This window comes from Streptomyces sp. NPDC012466 (genome assembly GCF_042955215.1).
Classification (GTDB): domain Bacteria; phylum Actinomycetota; class Actinomycetes; order Streptomycetales; family Streptomycetaceae; genus Streptomyces.
Map to the genome: position 1 here is coordinate 191,072 of NZ_JBIBEQ010000005.1, position 15,649 is coordinate 206,720.

A 15,649-nucleotide genomic window follows, 5' to 3' on the forward strand; every position below is an offset into this window, starting at 1 on the left:
AAAAGTGAGAAATCATCTCTGCCGGGCCGATATCGGCCCGGCAGAGATGCAATTTCCGTCCTGATCAACAGGACGATATCTGTTCCAGTCCGGCGGTGACCACCGGCACATAGAATGTGGTGATACCCGCCATGTTGGGGTGCGTTCCAGACCCCTCCGTACCTGGCAATCCGTCGACCAGGTCATCGAATGTATATGTGGCCCGGTGGACGTCATCGCGTGTGTCGAACGGGGTGTCCCCGAAGACGTCGGCGATGGCGACATTCCCATTCCGGCAGACCCGCAAGGTTTCCTCGCGGAGTGCCACCTGGGTGCCCCAGTCCCTCGAACCGAGCTTGTGGGCGGACACGTACACAAGGTGGGCGGCAGGCCACCTGCGCTTCATCGTGCGCAGCGTCTTCTCGAGTTCGGCCGAGTAAGTCCCCACGTCATAGCGGCCGTTGAAGACCGACTCGGCGTCGTTGGTGCCGCCGTCGAAGAGGATGAAGTCCGGCGCGGCTGCCGTGGCCTGCTCGACCTGCGCAAGGATCTGCCCGCCGGAAGCATGCGGGTCGGCGCCGATGGTCGCGCCGTTCCGGGCGAATTTCGAAAGGGTCATTCCAGCACGCTCGGCAACGACGTCCACAAAACTGCGCGGATACACGTGACCATACACGATACTGTCACCGAAGGCGTAGACACTCCGGCCCGCCAACCCCGTTCCCACATCAATCTCCTCATCACTCGACTCTTCAGCAGTCCGATTTTAATCAGGGCATTGACCCGTTGGTCCAGGGGCGCGTAAATTGCATTGTAGAAAGCGCTTACTATCACGAATACGGAGTTCTGACACCATGACCACAACCCATGCCGGCCTGCCTGGAGGCGTCGCCATCTCGCATCTGTCGGTGTACGACTGGCCTGCCGCCGACGGGGCGTGCGGCGGCACCCCTCACATGCACCTGGCCTGTTCGGAGGCTTACGTCGTCACCGGCGGACGTGGGGCCGTGCAGACGCTGACCGCATCCGGGTACGAGGTCACTCCGCTCCAGGCCGGTACGGTCGTCTGGTTCACGCCCGGCACCATCCACCGGCTGGTCAACGAGGGTGATCTGCGGATCACCGTGCTGATGCAGAACAGCGGTCTGCCGGAGGCGGGGGACGCGGTCCTCACGCTGCCACCGGAGTACCTGACCGATCCGGAGACGTACGCACGTGCCTCCGCCATCCCCGTCGACGCGCCCAGGGAGGAGCAGGAGCGCGTCGCCCGGGCCCGGCGGGACCTCGCCCTGGAGGGTTACCGGGCGCTGCGCGCGGCCGAGGGGCCACAGGCCCTGGCCGCGTTCCACCGGGCCGCCACCGAGCTGGTACAGCCGCGCATCGCCGAGTGGCGCGAGCGGTGGCGACAGGGCGCCGAGGCTTCCGCCGCAGCAACTGGGACGCAGCTCGACTGGCTGGAGCGGGCGGAGGCCCCGCACCTCGCGGATGCTGCCGTGAGGGTCGAACAGCCCGTTGCCCGTGGGAAGTTCGGGATGTGCGGTCGGCTTGACGTATACGAGAACTGACGGTGATGTGCACCTGAGGCCGCGCGGCGTTCACGGCCGATTCGGCCCGCATCGCAACGCCGGACCGGACGGGTGGTGCGGACAGAGCGGACGGACCTGGTCCGCCTGCCCCGCGCCCACTCCGGCCATGGAACCCCCTCGGTCACCGCTTGCGGCCGGCACGACCTGTCGCAGGCGGCTCGGCCGTCGACTCACGCCAGATGATCCGGAACAGGGAACCCTCGGCCGTCTCGGGTGCGCTGTCCCGCAGACCGGCGATCAGCTTGGCCATGGCCGTGCTGCCGAGCTGTTCGAGCTCCACGTCGACGGTGGTCAGGGACGGAGTCATGAACTGCCCGACCCCCGCGTTGTCCCAACCGGTCACGCTGAGGTCGCCCGGCACGTCCCAGCCGCGCTCCCGGGCACCCCGGACGACGCCGGCGGCGACGAGGTCGTTGGCCGCGATCACCGCGGTCGGCCGCGCATGGCTCGGGAGCGACCGTATCGCCTCGATGCCGGACTCCCCTGACCAGTCCCCGTCGAAGACCCCGACGGACTCGACCCCGAGGCGTTCGACGCTGTCCAGATAGCTCTGCTTGCGCGCCCTCGCGGAAGCGAACTGCGCGTCGCCCGCAACATGAAGGAACCGGGAGTGACCGAGCGCCGCCAAGTGCTCGATCATCTGCACCACGGGCGTGGCGTCGGCCAACTGCCCGATGCCACGCATCTCGTCGTCGAAGTCGGCCGAGATCACCACGGTCGTCCTCTGGTGCAGTTTGCTCTCCACCGCGGGAAGCACGGGGGCGAGGGAGAGAATGCCCTCGAACTGTCCCGAATCTGCGAGCTCCAGCAGTCGTTCGCTCCTCGCGCGTACGCCTCCCCCGGCGCTCACGACGTCCACGAAGAACCCTCCGGCCTGCGCCGTCGCGCTGGCACCCGCCAGCATGCGAGACGGGTTGAAGGCCATGGCGGGCATGAGTATCGCCAGCCGGCCGGTCTTGCGCGTGCGCATCGACCGCGCCACCAGGTTGGGACGGTAGTCCAGTTCGCGGATCGCGCCCTCCACCCGCTCCACGGTCGCGGGCTTCAGCCCGCTGTTGAATCGCAGGTACCGCGACACCGTTTGGGGCGACACACCGGCGAGCCGCGCCACATCGGTGATCGTCGGCCGTCGTCGCGCCGTGTCAGCGCCGTCCATCCGCTTCTCCCACCCATCCGCCAACGTTCCGGAAATCAGAGAGTACACACTCTTGACGGAAAAAGTGAACGTTCACTATGGTCCTCGCAACCCGAAGAGTGAACGATCACTTTTTTGGTCACACGGGGCCCGGGACGGGCCCGCACCAGTGTGTTTCGATGCCGCCGCTCAAGGGAGCAGTGCCGTGAGCTCCATCAACGAACTACGCCGGCTGCGCGGGTCCCAACGGGGCGCGCGCCAGCAGAACAAGGCGGCGTTCTTCTTCCTACTGCCATGGTTCATCGGGCTCTTCGGGATCACTCTCGGTCCGATGCTGGCCTCGCTGTACCTCAGCTTCACCAAGTACAACCTGCTGCAACCGCCGCAGTTCAGCGGACTCGACAACTGGACGCGCATGCTCTCCGACGAGCGCCTTCACAAGTCGCTCCAGGTGACGTTCAGCTATGTGCTGGTCTCCGTCCCGTTGCAACTGGCGATGGCACTGGGGCTCGCCCTGCTGCTGGACAGGGGAGTGCGTGGCCTCGCCTTCTACCGCTCCGTCTTCTACCTGCCGTCACTGATCGGCGGCAGCGTGGCGATCGCGGTGCTGTGGCGCGCGATGTTCGGGACCAACGGCCTGGTCAACGAGGCCCTGGCCCTCGTCGGCATCCAGGGGCAGGGCTGGATCTCGGAGCCGGGAACGGCGCTGTCGACCCTCGTCGTCCTGAACGTCTGGACCTTCGGCTCGCCCATGGTGATCTTCCTCGCCGGGCTGCGGCAGATTCCGGCCTCCCTCTACGAGGCGGCCTCCGTCGACGGCGCGAAGCACTGGCGCCAGTTCCGCAGCATCACCATTCCGCTGCTGACACCCATCATCTTCTTCAACCTGGTGCTGCAGATCATCCACGCCTTCCAGACCTTCACCCAGGCCTTCGTGGTCTCCGGCGGTACCGGAGGGCCCGCCGACTCCACCCTCTTCTTCTCGCTGTACCTGTACCAGCGCGGGTTCGGCCACTTCGACATGGGTTACGCATCCGCGCTCGCGTGGGTCCTGCTCCTCATCGTCGCGGCCTTCACCGCCGTCAACTTCTGGGCCTCAAAGTACTGGGTGTTCTACGATGACTGACCGCACCGCAGCCGTACCCCGCACGCTGCCCGCCCACCACCGTCCCCACGCGACGCGCCGGATCAGGCGTGCGGTGCGCGCCCCTCTCAAGCACTGCCTGCTGGCTCTCTGTGCCCTGACGATGCTGTACCCCGTCCTGTGGATGGTGGCCAGTTCGCTGCGGCCCAACAACCAGATCTTCCGCAGCGCGGGACTCGCGGTGACGCACCCGCGCCTCGAGAACTACAGCAACGGCTGGAACGCCTTCTCCCAGCCGTTCAGCCACTACATGATCAACTCGGCGATCGTGGTGACCGGTGCGATCCTCGGCAATCTCCTCGCCTGCTCCCTGGCCGCGTACGCGTTCGCCAGGCTGGAATTCCGGGCGAAGCGCGTGTTGTTCGCGACCATGCTCGTCACCATCATGCTGCCGATCCACGTGATCATCGTGCCCCAGTACGTCCTGTACTCGGAGCTCGGCTGGGTCAACACGTTCCTGCCCCTGATCGTGCCGAAGTTCCTGGCGACCGACGCCTTCTTCATCTTCCTCATGGTGCAGTTCATCCGTGGCATCCCGCGCGAGATCGACGAGGCCGCACGGATCGACGGCGCCGGGCACGCGCGGATCTTCTTCCACGTCATCCTGCCGCTGATGGTCCCGGCCCTGGCGACCACCGCGATCTTCACCTTCATCTGGACCTGGAACGACTTCTACACCCAGCTGATCTATCTGACGGACCCGGACATGTACACCACGCCCCTCGCACTGCGCACGTTCGTCGACCAGCAGACCGCGACGGACTGGGGCTCGGTGTTCGCCATGAGCGTCGTGTCGCTCGTTCCCGTCTTCCTCGTCTTCCTCGCCGGACAGCGCTTCCTGCTGCGCGGCATCGCGACCACCGGCGGCAAGTAACCGCGGGGGCCACTGCCGGACATGCGGAGGCGCCCGAGCCATGGCTGCTCGGGAGCACCGCAGACATCAACCCGACCCTCCCATCAGAGTCAGGACAAGCCCATGAACCCCAGCCCCTTCAGACGAGTCGCGGTCGGAGCGATCGCCTCACTCTCGCTCGTACTGACCGCCTGCTCCGGCGGCAGCACCGAATCCGCATCCGAACTCAGCGACAAGCCGGTCACCATCCGCGCCACCTGGTGGGGAGCGGACGCCCGTGCCCAGCTCACCGACGAGGTCATCAAGGCGTTCGAGAAGAAGTACCCCAACATCACGGTCAAGGGCCAGTACAAGGACTGGAACGGCTACTGGGACGCGCTCGCCACGACGACCGCGGCCAAGGACTCTCCCGACGTCGTCCAGATGGACGAGCTGTACCTCGCGTCGTACGCCGACCGCGGAGCGCTCTACGACCTCGGCAAGGCCAAGAAGCTCCTCAGCACGTCACAGTTCGACGACCAGGCCCTGGCCACCGGCCAGGTCGACGGGACGCAGTACGCGCTTCCCGTCGGCGTCGGCGTCATGTCCGTCCTCGTGAACACCGACCTGTTCAAGAAGTACGGCGTGAAGGTTCCCGACGACAAGACATGGACGTGGGACGACTACGCCAAGATCGGGAAGGAACTCACCGACAAGAGTGGCGGCAAGATCCATGGTGCCGCCGGCGCGCCCGGCTTCTCCGCCGGCGACGTCAAGTACTGGGCGCGTCAGCACGGTGAAAACCTCTTCGACAAGGACGGCAACGTCTCGTTGAAGCCCGAGACGCTCGCCGGGATGTGGAAGTACGGTCTGGACCTGACCTCCTCGGGGGCCAGCGTCAAGGCGTCGACGATGGTCGAGGACCTGACCGCGGGTGTCACCGCCGGCAGCTTCGCCACCGGCAAGGCGGCCATGATGGGGGCGTACAACACCCAGATCACCGCGATCCAGCAGGCCACGGGCGCCCATGTGAAGCTGCTGCAGATGCCTCGTGCGGGCAGCACCAAGGCCAACTTCTTCAAGCCCTCCATGTACTGGGCGGTCTCCAGCCAGAGCAAGCACCCGGCCGAGGCGGCCGCGTTCATCAACTTCATGCTCAACGACCAGAAGGCCGCCGACATCCTCAAGACGGAGCGCGGAATCCCCGCCAACAAGGAGATGCTGAAGCACCTCCAGCCGGGCCTGGCCGGGACCGACAAGGCGGCAGCCGACTACATGAAGGCCGTGACCCCGGGTGAGTCGCCGGTCGTGACCCCCAACGGCGGAAGCGGCATCGAGCCGGAGCTGCAGCGCTACAGCCAGGAGGTCTACTTCAAGAAGACCTCGCCCGAAGCCGCCGCGAAGGCCTTCATCAAGGAGCTCCAGGGCGAGATCGACGCGGCCAAGTGACCTCCTTCCCGGGGGCCGGCGCCGCTGCCCACGGCCCCCGGGAGGCCCCACTGGAAGTGGGGCAGGAACCAACAGAGAGAAAACACCCATGCCAAGCCCCCGGCCGCCGTACCGCGTGGCCATCATCGGCACCGGCGGTATCGCCCACGCTCATGCCGAAGCCCTCAGCGAACTCTCCGAACGCGCCCGGCTGGTCGCCGTCGCCGACGTCGACCCCACCCGTGCCGCCGAGTTCGCCGACCGGTTCTCCGTGCCGCACGTCTTCGACGACACGCAGGCTCTGCTGGAGAGCGAAGACCTCGATCTCGTACACATCTGTACGCCCCCGCAGACCCACGCACCCTTGGCGTCCATGGTGCTGCGGGCCGGCGTCACCGCGCTGGTGGAGAAGCCGACGGCGCTGAGCCTGCGCGAGATGGACCAGCTGGCCGCAGTGCAGCAACAGACCGGCTCCAAGGTCCTGACCGTTTTCCAGCACCGCTACGGCGGGGCGGCCGTACGCCTGCGACGGCTGGCCCGGTCCGGCGCCCTGGGCCGGCCACTGGTCGCCACCTGCGAGACCCTCTGGTACCGGCCCGACGCGTACTTCGAGGTGCCGTGGCGGGGGCGCTGGGACGTCGAGGGAGGTGGCCCGACCATGGGGCACGGCATCCATCAGTTCGACCTGATGCTGTCGGTTCTCGGCCCCTGGTCGCAGATCACCGCACTCGCCGACCGCCAGACCCGGCCCACGGACACCGAGGACGTCTCGATCGCCGCCGTCCGGTTCGACAACGGAGCCCTCGCGACGGTGGTCAATTCCCTGCTGTCCCCCCGGGAGACCTCGCGCCTGCGCTTCGACTTCGAACACGCCACGGTCGAACTCGAGCACCTCTACGGCTACCGCGAGGAACACTGGCGGTTCACGCCGGCCCCCGGCCACGAGGAGCTCTCGGAGCTCTGGACCCACGGTGACGGACCCGACATCACCAGCGGCCACCGGGTCCAGATCGAGGCGATATTCGACGCGTGGGACACCGGACAGGAGCCCGGCGTCCGTCTGCAAGACGCGCGGCGCACGCTGGAGTTCGCGGCGGCGACCTACGCCTCCGCCTTCCGCGGTGTCCGCATCGCCGCGGGCGAACTGACCGACGACGACCCGTTCGCGGAAAGCATGGACGGTGGCGCCGTGCCGTGGGAACCGGTCAAGGAGGCCCTCGTATGAACGCTCTTGAGATCCGCCACGACCTCGGCACCTCGGTCACGGTACGCGACGGCGGCACCGAGCTGTTCCGCTACGTGTACCAGCCGGACACCGTCCAGCTGGAATCCCCCAAGCCCTACATCCATCCCCTGCGCACCCGGGCCGGCAAGGTGGTCAGCCTGTTCCGTCCCCACGACCACGTCTGGCACAAGGGCATCGCGTGGTCCCTGCCCCACGTCGGCGAGGAGAACTTCTGGGGCGGTCCCACGTACATCCACGGACGCTTCTACGTCCAGCTGGAGAACAACGGAACCCAGGCCCACCGCCGAGTGGTCGACCTGGACAGGACGGACGGAGCGGCGACGTTCACTCACGACCTGGACTGGACCACCCAGGCCGGGGCGCTCTTCTTCACCGAACGCCGGACACTGCGGGCGAGCCTGATCTCCCCGCACGCTTGGGCGTTGACGTTCGAGACGCGGATGACGAATGTCTCCGGAAAGGACGTCGCCATGGGATCGCCGACCACCAAGGGACGGGAGAACGCCGGCTACGGCGGCCTGTTCTGGCGTGGCCCGCGGTCATTCACCGGCGGACAGTTCGTGACCGAGGAAGGCATGGGTGGCGACGAGGTTCGTGGGCGGCGCATGGAGTGGATGGGCTTCGCGGGCCGCCACGACGAGACGGACGCGCAGTCGCTCGTACTCATGGTCGACGACACGGCAAACCCGAGTCACCCGCCGCAGTGGTTCGCCCGGACCGAGGAGTTCGCCTGCCTCAATCCGGCACCGTTCTTCAGCGAGGAGCTGACCGTCGCGGACGGCGCGACCGTGCGGTTCCGCTACGGTGTCGGGATCGCCGATGCCGAGGCGAGCGCGGCTCCCGCACTCGCCGACGCGGTACGCCGGGTGCTCACACCGTCGGATACGCCGTCCGCGCGTGCCGCGGAATCGTCTTCAGGGCCCTTCGCGACGGAGTGATCCGACCCTGCTCGCTACGCAAACCCCCGGCGTGCACTCCCCGCTCTCCAGGGAGTGCACGCCTTCTTCGCCACCCCGGCTGCTCGATCGCCGTAGACGCGAGTGCCTGCGAACGTCAGCGAGGAAGTACCGGACACGTGCGAGCACGATGGCGGCCCTGATTGTCCGCACGAACGCAGCACGGCCCCCGCCGGCGTCACCTTCAGCCCGTGGGTCTGCTCCGCCACGGCCAGACCCCCACCAATGTTGCCCACACCATGCACACGGCCCCTCCCCGGCCCCGGACTGACTCGCCTCGGCCGGCAACAGGGCCGTAGCCCTTCCCACCGCCCTCGCCGGCGAGAAGATCGACGCCCTCTACGCCTCCACCCACCGACGCAGCTGAGCGGCAAGGCCGGGCTCAGCCTCTCAACTCGGTCACCCACCACGCACCGACTCCGAGTCGATCGCCCTGGAAGTCCGAGTTCAACGGAGCGTAGTCAGCACCAAGTCAGCACGGGACAGGTGAGGACGGGTGATGACGTGGGCTTTTAGTCAGCACCAAACCAGCACGGGAGTCGGCACCGCGCCACCAGAACACCCTGAACTGCATATCCCGGACGGCACTCGTGTCGACGACCGTCGAGCCCCCGAACCGCGTGTCCGTGAGCCGGCATGGTGGCCACACGCATAGCCGACCCTCGAACTGTGTTGCCCCACCACATGTGCCCCTGACCTGCAGATTCCTACGGTATGGCGACACGAACCAGTCGCCAACCGCTTGGAAGTGGTGCCGATGTCCTCCCCCGCGACCGCTCCCCCACCCCCGGGAACCCCCGCCAGCCTCAAGCGCATCGTCGCCGCCAGCCTCATCGGCACCACCATCGAGTGGTACGACTTCTTCCTCTACGGCTCCGCCGCCGCCCTCGTGTTCAACAAGCTGTTCTTCCCGGACTCCGACCCGCTCGTCGGCACCCTGCTGTCCTTCCTGACGTACGCGGTCGGATTCGCCGCCCGGCCGCTGGGCGCGCTGGTGTTCGGGCACTACGGTGACCGGCTCGGGCGCAAGAAGCTGCTGGTGCTGAGCCTGCTGCTGATGGGCGGGGCGACCTTCGCGATCGGGCTGCTGCCGACGCACGCCTCCATCGGGACGGCCGCGCCGGTGCTGCTCACCGTGCTCCGGCTGGTCCAGGGGTTCGCGCTCGGCGGTGAGTGGGGCGGTGCCGTACTGCTGGTGTCGGAGCACGGGGACGCCCGGCGGCGCGGGTTCTGGGCGTCGTGGCCGCAGACCGGCGCACCGGCGGGGCAGCTCCTCGCCACCGGTGTGCTGTCCCTGCTCACCGCCCTGCTGTCGGACGCCGCGTTCGGCAGCTGGGGCTGGCGGGTGCCGTTCCTGCTCTCCGGTGTGCTGGTGATCGTCGGTTTGTGGATTCGTCTGTCTGTCGATGAATCGCCGGTGTTCAAGCAAGCGTTGGCGCAGGCCGAGGCCCGCAAGGCGGACCGTGCGGCGGAAGCCGAGAAGCTGCCGATCGTCTCCGTGCTGCGGCACCACTGGCGTGACGTCCTGATCGCGATGGGGGCGCGCATGGCGGAGAACATCAGCTACTACGTCATCACCGCGTTCATCCTCGTCTACGCCACCACGTCGGCCGGAGTCTCCAAGCAGACCGCGCTCAACGCCGTGCTGATCGCCTCGGCCGTGCACTTCGTGGTCATCCCGGCGTGGGGCGCGCTGTCCGACCGGATCGGCCGCCGGCCCGTGTACCTGATCGGTGCCGTCGGTGTCGGGCTGTGGATGTTCCCGTTCTTCTCACTGATCGACACCGGCGGCTTCGGCAATCTGCTCCTCGCCGTCACCGTCGGGCTGGTCCTGCACGGGGCGATGTACGCGCCGCAGGCCGCGTTCTTCTCCGAGATGTTCGCGACGCGGATGCGCTACTCCGGCGCCTCGATCGGCGCCCAGTTCGCCTCGGTCGCGGCGGGCGCGCCCGCGCCGCTGATCGCCACCGCGCTGCTGGCCGACTACGGCAGCTCCACGCCGATCGCCCTGTACGTCATCGCCGCCGCCGTGCTCACGGTCGTCGCGGTGGGAGTGGCCAAGGAGACCCGCCACCGGGACCTGGCCGATGTCGCTCCGGCCGCCGAGCCGGGAGCCGACCGGACGAGTGCCACCGTGGAGGACGCCCGCACCGTCTGACCTGGAACCGTGTTCTCCGGCCCCCGTACGTCCGCGCGTACGGGGGTCAGTGCTGTGCGGGCGCCGACAACCGGTGCAGGCGCAGGGCGAGCTGGATCTCCAGGGCGCGGGCCGGGCTCTGCCAGTCGTCGCCGAGGAGGCGGCCGACACGCTCCAGGCGCTGGGCGACCGTGTTCACGTGGACGTGCAGCTCGTCCTTGGTGCGGGCGGGGCTCATGCCGCACGCGAAGTACGCGTCGAGGGTGCGCAGCAGTTCCGTGCCGCGTCGCCGGTCGTAGGCGACGACCTCGCCGATGGTGCGGTCGACGAAGCCCGGGATGTCCCGGTCCCCGGCCAGGAGCAGTCCCAGGAAGCCGAAGTCCTCGGCGGCGGCCCCGTCGCCGGAACGGCCGAGGACGCGCAGGGCTTCGAGGCAGCGCCGGGCCTCCGCGTAGGCCGTGGCCACGGTCTCGGGACGAAGAGCGAGGTCGTCGGCGGGTGCGGAAGCGCCGACGGTGACCGGTGCGTGGACCGCGGTACCCAGGTGCCGGGCGGCGCGGCGGGCCAGGCCGGTCGCCGTGTCCCCGGGGCCGAGGGGCAACAGCAGGACGGTGCCCCCGTCACGCGCGGCGGCCAGGCCGTGCCGGGTGGCGGCCAGGTGGGACGCGGCTGCCGCCAGACGTCTGCGGGCGTCCGCCTCCTGGTCGGCATCGGCCGCGCCGCCCTCCGGCTGTGCGGCCAGCACCACATGGAGCGCGTCGAGGTCGGCGTGGAGCCGGGCCGCACGCTCCCGCAGCAGGCGCGGGTCACGGTCGCGGGCGTCGAGCAGGTCGTCCAGCAGTTCGCCGCGCACGCGTTGTTCGGCCTCGGCGGCGGATCTGCGAGCCAGCAGCAGCAGGGAGGTGACCATGGCGGCACGCTCCAGGGTGCGCTGGTCGACGGGGTCGAGTCCCGGGTGGCCGCACAGCACCAGCGCGCCGAGCAGTTCGCCGCCGGCGGCGACGGCGGCGATCCAGTCGTCCTCGTGCCGCACCGCGTGGCCCTCCGCGCGGGACGTCTCCAGCGCCCCGGCCGGGGCGGCGGTGGGCTCGGCGAACCGGACCGTGCCGTCGAGGATCTCGGAGACCGCGGCGGCCACGTCGTGCACCCCGCCGCCGCGCAGGACGAGTTCGGCGAGCCGGTCGTGCACGTCGGAGGCGCGCTCGATAACGCCGCTGCGGTCCCGGATGATCTCGTTGGCCCGCTCCAGGCCGGCGAGCGCCGACCGGGTCTCGGCGAGCAGGTTGGCGGTGTCGATGGCGGCCGCGGCGAGGGCGGCGAAGGAGCCGAGCAGGGCGATCTGCTCCCGCTCGAAGACCCGGGCACGGCGGTCCGCGGCGAACAGCACGCCGATGACGTGGTGCCCGAGCGTCAGGGGCACGCCGAGGATGGCCACCAGCCCCTCGTCCCGCACGCCCGCGTCGATGGTGAGGGTGTGCTGGAAACGGTCGTCCTTGAAGTAGTCGTCGGTGACGTAGGGGCGCGCGGTCTGGGCGACCAGGCCGCCGAGCCCCTCCCCCATGCCGAGCCGCAGTTGCTGGAACCGGGCCGCGACGGAGCCCTCGGTGACCCGCATGTAGGTGTCGCCGCGCTCGGTGTCGTGCAGGCTGAGGTAGGCGACGTCCGTGCCCAGCAGCGAGCGGGCGCGCTGCACGATCGCCTGGAGTACGGCGTCGAGGTCGCGCAGCCCTGCGAGGTCGTGGGCGGTCTCGAACAGGGCGGACAGCTCGGCCTCGCGCCGGCGCCGCCCCTCCAGCTCGGCGCGCACGCGCAGGGCGAGCGGTTTGGCCTGCCGGAGCGCGGCGATCCACTCCGCCGGGCGCCCTTCGGCACGCGCGAGCAGCTCCGGCTGCTCATAGGCGTCGGCCGACGCGCCCCTGGCCAGGAGCTCGAGGAACGGCATCTCGGCGGACTGCACATGATCGCTGGACATGCTCACAGGATTCACCATGACCGGGCCGTCCCGTCAGCCCTGTGGACAACTCTCCGGGCCGACGGAAGCGGCGGCTCAGTGGGCGGTCCAGCCACCATCGAGCACGAGCGAGGTGCCGGTCACGAAGGACGCCTGCGGACCGCACAGATACGCCACCGCCTCGGCGACCTCCTCCGGTTGGATGAGCCGCTTGACGGCGCTGTCCTGCAGGAGCACCTCGGTCAGGACCCGCTCCTCGGGGATGCCGTGCGCCTGCGCCTGGTCGGCGAGCTGCTTCTCGACCAGTGGGGTGCGCACATAGGCGGGATTCACACAGTTCGAGGTGACTCCGTGGGGCGCGCCTTCGAGGGCGGTGGTCTTGGAGAGTCCCTCCAGACCGTGTTTGGCGGCCACATAGGCCGACTTGTAGGCCGAGGCGCGCAGCCCGTGGACGGACGACACGTTCACGATGCGGCCCCACCCCTGCCCGTACATGTGGGGCAGGGCCCCGCGGATGAGCCGGAACGGTGCTTCCAGCATCACGGTGAGCACCGTGTGGAACACGTCGGGCGGGAACTCCTCGATGGGGCGCACCAGTTGGATGCCGGCGTTGTTGACGAGGACGTCGGTGCCCGCGGCGGCGAGTTCGGCGGCGTCCAGGTCGGTGAGGTCGAGGACGTGCGGCTCCACCGTGCCGGCGAGGCCGCGCCCCCGGTCGGCCAGTGCCTCCAGACCTGCGGCGTCCCGGTCGACGGCTCTCACCTTGGCCCCGGCGGCCGCGAGCCGCAGAGCGCAGGAACGGCCGATGCCGCCGGCGGCGCCGGTGACGAGCGCGGTGCGTCCGCCCAGGTCGAGCGGGGAGGCGTGGGGGGCCAGGTGGGCACGGGGCGCGGTCATGGTTCGACCCTAGGCAGCGCCCCTGCCCCACCCCATGTGCTCAGGCCCCATAGTTCAGCTCACGGCAGTGGGGTCGAACCATGTGGGGGCGTCCGACAGGGCCTGCTTGATCCGGAGCAGTCCGAACTCGTTCAGCTCGGGCAGCGCGTCGACGTCGAACCAGGCCACATCCAGCGACTCGTCGTCGTTGACCCGTGCCTCACCGCCGACGGCCCGGCAGCGGAAGGTGATGTCCATGTACTGGCAGGTGTCGCCGTTCTCGTACGTGACCGGCTCCAGGGCCTGGACGACGACGACCCGTTCGGCGACGCAGCGCACGGCCGTCTCCTCGTAGACCTCTCGCACCGCGCAGGCCGCGGGCTGCTCCCCCGGGTCCGGGATGCCGCCGATCACGGACCACTTGCGGGTGTCGGCCCGGCGGTTGAGCAGCACTCTGCCCTCGTCGTCGAAGACGAGGGCGGTGACCCCGGGGAGCCAGAGCAACTGATGACCGGCGGAGGCACGGAGTGTGCGGATGAAGTCGGGAGTAGCCATGCCGTCGACCCTAATGGGCCGCTTTCGGCGGCCCGACGCGATTCGGGCGGCGTGCGACCGGCGTACGGCTACACGTCACCGGCGCGTCGTCCGCGCAGCCCGGCGGCGACGGCCCAGCCGAGGCCGCCGGCCGCGACCAGTACGAGGGCGATCTCCGGGAGGATGCCGAGCCGGGTGGCGGGGGTCTGCGAGGACCGCAGCGGCACCTTCTGCACCAGGGAGTCGGCGACGAACATGCCGGTCTTCTGGGTGATCCTCCCGTCCGGCATGATGATCGCGCTGACACCGCTGGTCACCGGCACCGTGACGGTCCGGCTGTGCTCGACCGCGCGCACGCGGGACATGGCGAGCTGCTGATAGGTCATCTCGCTGCGGTCGAAGGTGGCGTTGTTGCTGGGTACGGAGATCATCTGGGCGCCGTCGGTGACCTCGGAGCGCACGGTCCAGTCGAAGGCGGCCTCGTAGCAGGTGACGAGACCGACCTTGGCGCCGTCCATGGTGAACACGCCCGGCTTCGTGCCGCGGCTGAAGTCCTGGCGGACCATCGCGGTCCAGTTCCCGTTGATCGCGCCGATGAGCGAGCGCAGCGGCAGGTACTCGCCGAACGGCTGGATCTGGCGCTTGTCGTAGGTGTCGACGGGGCCCTTCGCCGGGTCCCACAGGATCTGCTCGTTGTACAGCCTGCCGTCCCGCTCGACGACGCCACCGACCGAGACGGGCACGCCGATGGACCGGGCCGCGGTGTCGATGACGGCGCGGGCGTCGGGGTTGGCGAAGGGGTCGATGTCGGAGGAGTTCTCCGGCCACAGCACGAAGTCGGGCCGCTCGACCTTGCCGGCCTTGACCTCGGCGGCCAGACGTTCCGTCTCGCGCGCGTGGTAGTCGAGGACGGCGCGTCGCTGGGAGTTGAAGTCGAGGCCGGCGCGGGGCACGTTGCCCTGGATCACCGCGACGGTGGCGGTGCCGTCCTGGGCCGTGTCGCTGACCAGCGGCCGGGCCGCGACGGCGCCCACGACCGGGACGGCGAGGCTCAGCAGGCCCACGGCCGCCGCCGCGCGCCGCACCTCACCGGTCCGCCGCCACCGCACGGCCAGCCGGACGGCTTCGTACAGTCCGAAGCCGCACAGGACCACCGCGAAGCCGAGCACCGGGGTGCCGCCCACCGCGGCGAGCGGCAGGAACACGCCGTCCGCCTGCCCGAACGCGATCTTTCCCCAGGGGAAGCCGCTGAAGGGCGCACGAGCGCGTGCCGCCTCGCCGGCGATCCACACGGCGGCCGCCCACACCGGCCAGCCGGGCAGCTTCGACACCGCCGCCACACCCACGCCGGCCACGGCGATGAAGAGGGCCTCGATCGCCACCAGGGCGAGCCACGGTCCCGGCCCCACCTCCACTCCGGTCCACACCAGCAGCGGCAGCAGGAAGCCGAGGCCGAAGAGGTAGCCGAGGCCCAGCGCCGCCTTCCAGCCGCGGCCGCGCAGCACCCAGCCGAAGACGGCGAAGGCCGGCAGGGCCAGCCACCACAGCGTGCGGGGCGGGAAGGAGACGTAGAGGAGCAGGCCGGAGAGCGCGGCTGCGGCGGCCGGAAGGAGACGCACGAGCCGCTCGGCCCAGGTCCGCGCCGCGGGCGCGCTCCGCGGCTCCAGCTGCTCCGACTCGCCGACGGAGGTTGCGGTGACGGTCACTCCCGGAGTCTAAGGCGCGTGGCCTCGGGGCCGACAGCGCGGTGCACGGGGCGGACTCCCTGTTCATTTCGTCACGACACATCCCCAAACTCTTCACCAGCCGTTACGGTGTGCCAAGCCTCGGTCGTGCGGCCCGTCG

13 protein-coding genes are annotated in these 15,649 nt (G+C 69.4%); 7 read left to right on the top strand and 6 right to left on the bottom strand.

The features are described from left to right. Positions 1-64: 64 nt before the first annotated feature. The gene (locus tag ACFY9E_RS19910; protein ID WP_390985538.1) at positions 65-706 is read right to left on the bottom strand and encodes a GDSL-type esterase/lipase family protein; all 642 of its coding nucleotides are present in this window, start codon (positions 704-706) and stop codon (positions 65-67) included. 127 nt (positions 707-833) lie between these two features. Between ACFY9E_RS19910 and ACFY9E_RS19915 the strand changes: the two genes are divergently transcribed. Further along, positions 834-1,544, top strand: a complete 711-nt coding sequence (locus ACFY9E_RS19915) for a cupin domain-containing protein (protein ID WP_390985541.1) — start codon at positions 834-836, stop codon at positions 1,542-1,544. 142 nt (positions 1,545-1,686) lie between these two features. Here ACFY9E_RS19915 and ACFY9E_RS19920 read toward each other — a convergent pair whose 3' ends face one another. Further along, the gene (locus tag ACFY9E_RS19920) at positions 1,687-2,721 is read right to left on the bottom strand and encodes a substrate-binding domain-containing protein (protein ID WP_390985544.1); all 1,035 of its coding nucleotides are present in this window, start codon (positions 2,719-2,721) and stop codon (positions 1,687-1,689) included. 184 nt (positions 2,722-2,905) lie between these two features. Here ACFY9E_RS19920 and ACFY9E_RS19925 point away from each other — a divergent pair, with 184 nt between their 5' ends. From ACFY9E_RS19925 to ACFY9E_RS19950, 6 genes are all read left to right on the top strand, one after another. Continuing rightward, the gene (locus ACFY9E_RS19925; protein WP_390985546.1) at positions 2,906-3,826 is read left to right on the top strand and encodes an ABC transporter permease subunit; all 921 of its coding nucleotides are present in this window, start codon (positions 2,906-2,908) and stop codon (positions 3,824-3,826) included. Next, positions 3,819-4,718: an ABC transporter permease subunit gene (locus ACFY9E_RS19930; RefSeq protein WP_390985549.1), complete on the top strand. Its 900-nt coding sequence runs from the start codon at positions 3,819-3,821 to the stop codon at positions 4,716-4,718. Before ACFY9E_RS19925 ends, ACFY9E_RS19930 begins: the two co-directional genes overlap by 8 nt. A gap of 102 nt (positions 4,719-4,820) precedes the next feature. Further along, entirely contained in the window at positions 4,821-6,125 is a 1,305-nt protein-coding gene (locus ACFY9E_RS19935) for an extracellular solute-binding protein (RefSeq protein ID WP_390985552.1), read from the top strand. A gap of 88 nt (positions 6,126-6,213) precedes the next feature. Beyond that, the gene (locus ACFY9E_RS19940; RefSeq protein WP_390985555.1) at positions 6,214-7,329 is read left to right on the top strand and encodes a Gfo/Idh/MocA family oxidoreductase; all 1,116 of its coding nucleotides are present in this window, start codon (positions 6,214-6,216) and stop codon (positions 7,327-7,329) included. Beyond that, positions 7,326-8,288: a DUF6807 family protein gene (locus ACFY9E_RS19945; protein WP_390985558.1), complete on the top strand. Its 963-nt coding sequence runs from the start codon at positions 7,326-7,328 to the stop codon at positions 8,286-8,288. The genes ACFY9E_RS19940 and ACFY9E_RS19945 overlap by 4 nt, the downstream gene beginning before the upstream one ends. 775 nt (positions 8,289-9,063) lie before the next feature. Further along, positions 9,064-10,464, top strand: coding sequence for an MFS transporter (locus tag ACFY9E_RS19950; protein WP_390985560.1), 1,401 nt, complete (start codon positions 9,064-9,066; stop codon positions 10,462-10,464). 46 nt (positions 10,465-10,510) lie between these two features. On the opposite strand, the gene ACFY9E_RS19955 is transcribed toward ACFY9E_RS19950, so the two are convergent. The 4 genes from ACFY9E_RS19955 to lnt form a co-directional block, all read right to left on the bottom strand. After that, positions 10,511-12,415 (bottom strand): GAF domain-containing protein, encoded by a 1,905-nt coding sequence (locus ACFY9E_RS19955; protein ID WP_390985562.1) that lies wholly within the window; start codon positions 12,413-12,415, stop codon positions 10,511-10,513. 75 nt (positions 12,416-12,490) lie between these two features. Next, complete coding sequence (locus tag ACFY9E_RS19960) at positions 12,491-13,291, bottom strand: 3-hydroxybutyrate dehydrogenase (RefSeq protein WP_390985565.1); 801 nt, start codon at positions 13,289-13,291, stop codon at positions 12,491-12,493. Positions 13,292-13,345: 54 nt separating this feature from the next. Beyond that, positions 13,346-13,825 (bottom strand): NUDIX domain-containing protein, encoded by a 480-nt coding sequence (locus tag ACFY9E_RS19965; protein WP_390985567.1) that lies wholly within the window; start codon positions 13,823-13,825, stop codon positions 13,346-13,348. 68 nt (positions 13,826-13,893) lie between these two features. Continuing rightward, entirely contained in the window at positions 13,894-15,510 is a 1,617-nt protein-coding gene (lnt, locus tag ACFY9E_RS19970; protein ID WP_390985570.1) for an apolipoprotein N-acyltransferase, read from the bottom strand. Between the last annotated feature and the right edge of the window lie 139 nt (positions 15,511-15,649).

Coding starts and splice junctions, on each gene's coding strand:
- ACFY9E_RS19915 (WP_390985541.1), top strand. CDS start 834: ATGACCACAACCCATGCCGGCCTGCCTGGAGGCGTCGCCATCTCGCAT.
- ACFY9E_RS19920 (WP_390985544.1), bottom strand. CDS start 2,721: ATGGACGGCGCTGACACGGCGCGACGACGGCCGACGATCACCGATGTG.
- ACFY9E_RS19930 (WP_390985549.1), top strand. CDS start 3,819: ATGACTGACCGCACCGCAGCCGTACCCCGCACGCTGCCCGCCCACCAC.
- ACFY9E_RS19935 (WP_390985552.1), top strand. CDS start 4,821: ATGAACCCCAGCCCCTTCAGACGAGTCGCGGTCGGAGCGATCGCCTCA.
- ACFY9E_RS19940 (WP_390985555.1), top strand. CDS start 6,214: ATGCCAAGCCCCCGGCCGCCGTACCGCGTGGCCATCATCGGCACCGGC.
- ACFY9E_RS19945 (WP_390985558.1), top strand. CDS start 7,326: ATGAACGCTCTTGAGATCCGCCACGACCTCGGCACCTCGGTCACGGTA.
- ACFY9E_RS19950 (WP_390985560.1), top strand. CDS start 9,064: ATGTCCTCCCCCGCGACCGCTCCCCCACCCCCGGGAACCCCCGCCAGC.
- ACFY9E_RS19955 (WP_390985562.1), bottom strand. CDS start 12,415: ATGTCCAGCGATCATGTGCAGTCCGCCGAGATGCCGTTCCTCGAGCTC.
- ACFY9E_RS19960 (WP_390985565.1), bottom strand. CDS start 13,291: ATGACCGCGCCCCGTGCCCACCTGGCCCCCCACGCCTCCCCGCTCGAC.
- ACFY9E_RS19965 (WP_390985567.1), bottom strand. CDS start 13,825: ATGGCTACTCCCGACTTCATCCGCACACTCCGTGCCTCCGCCGGTCAT.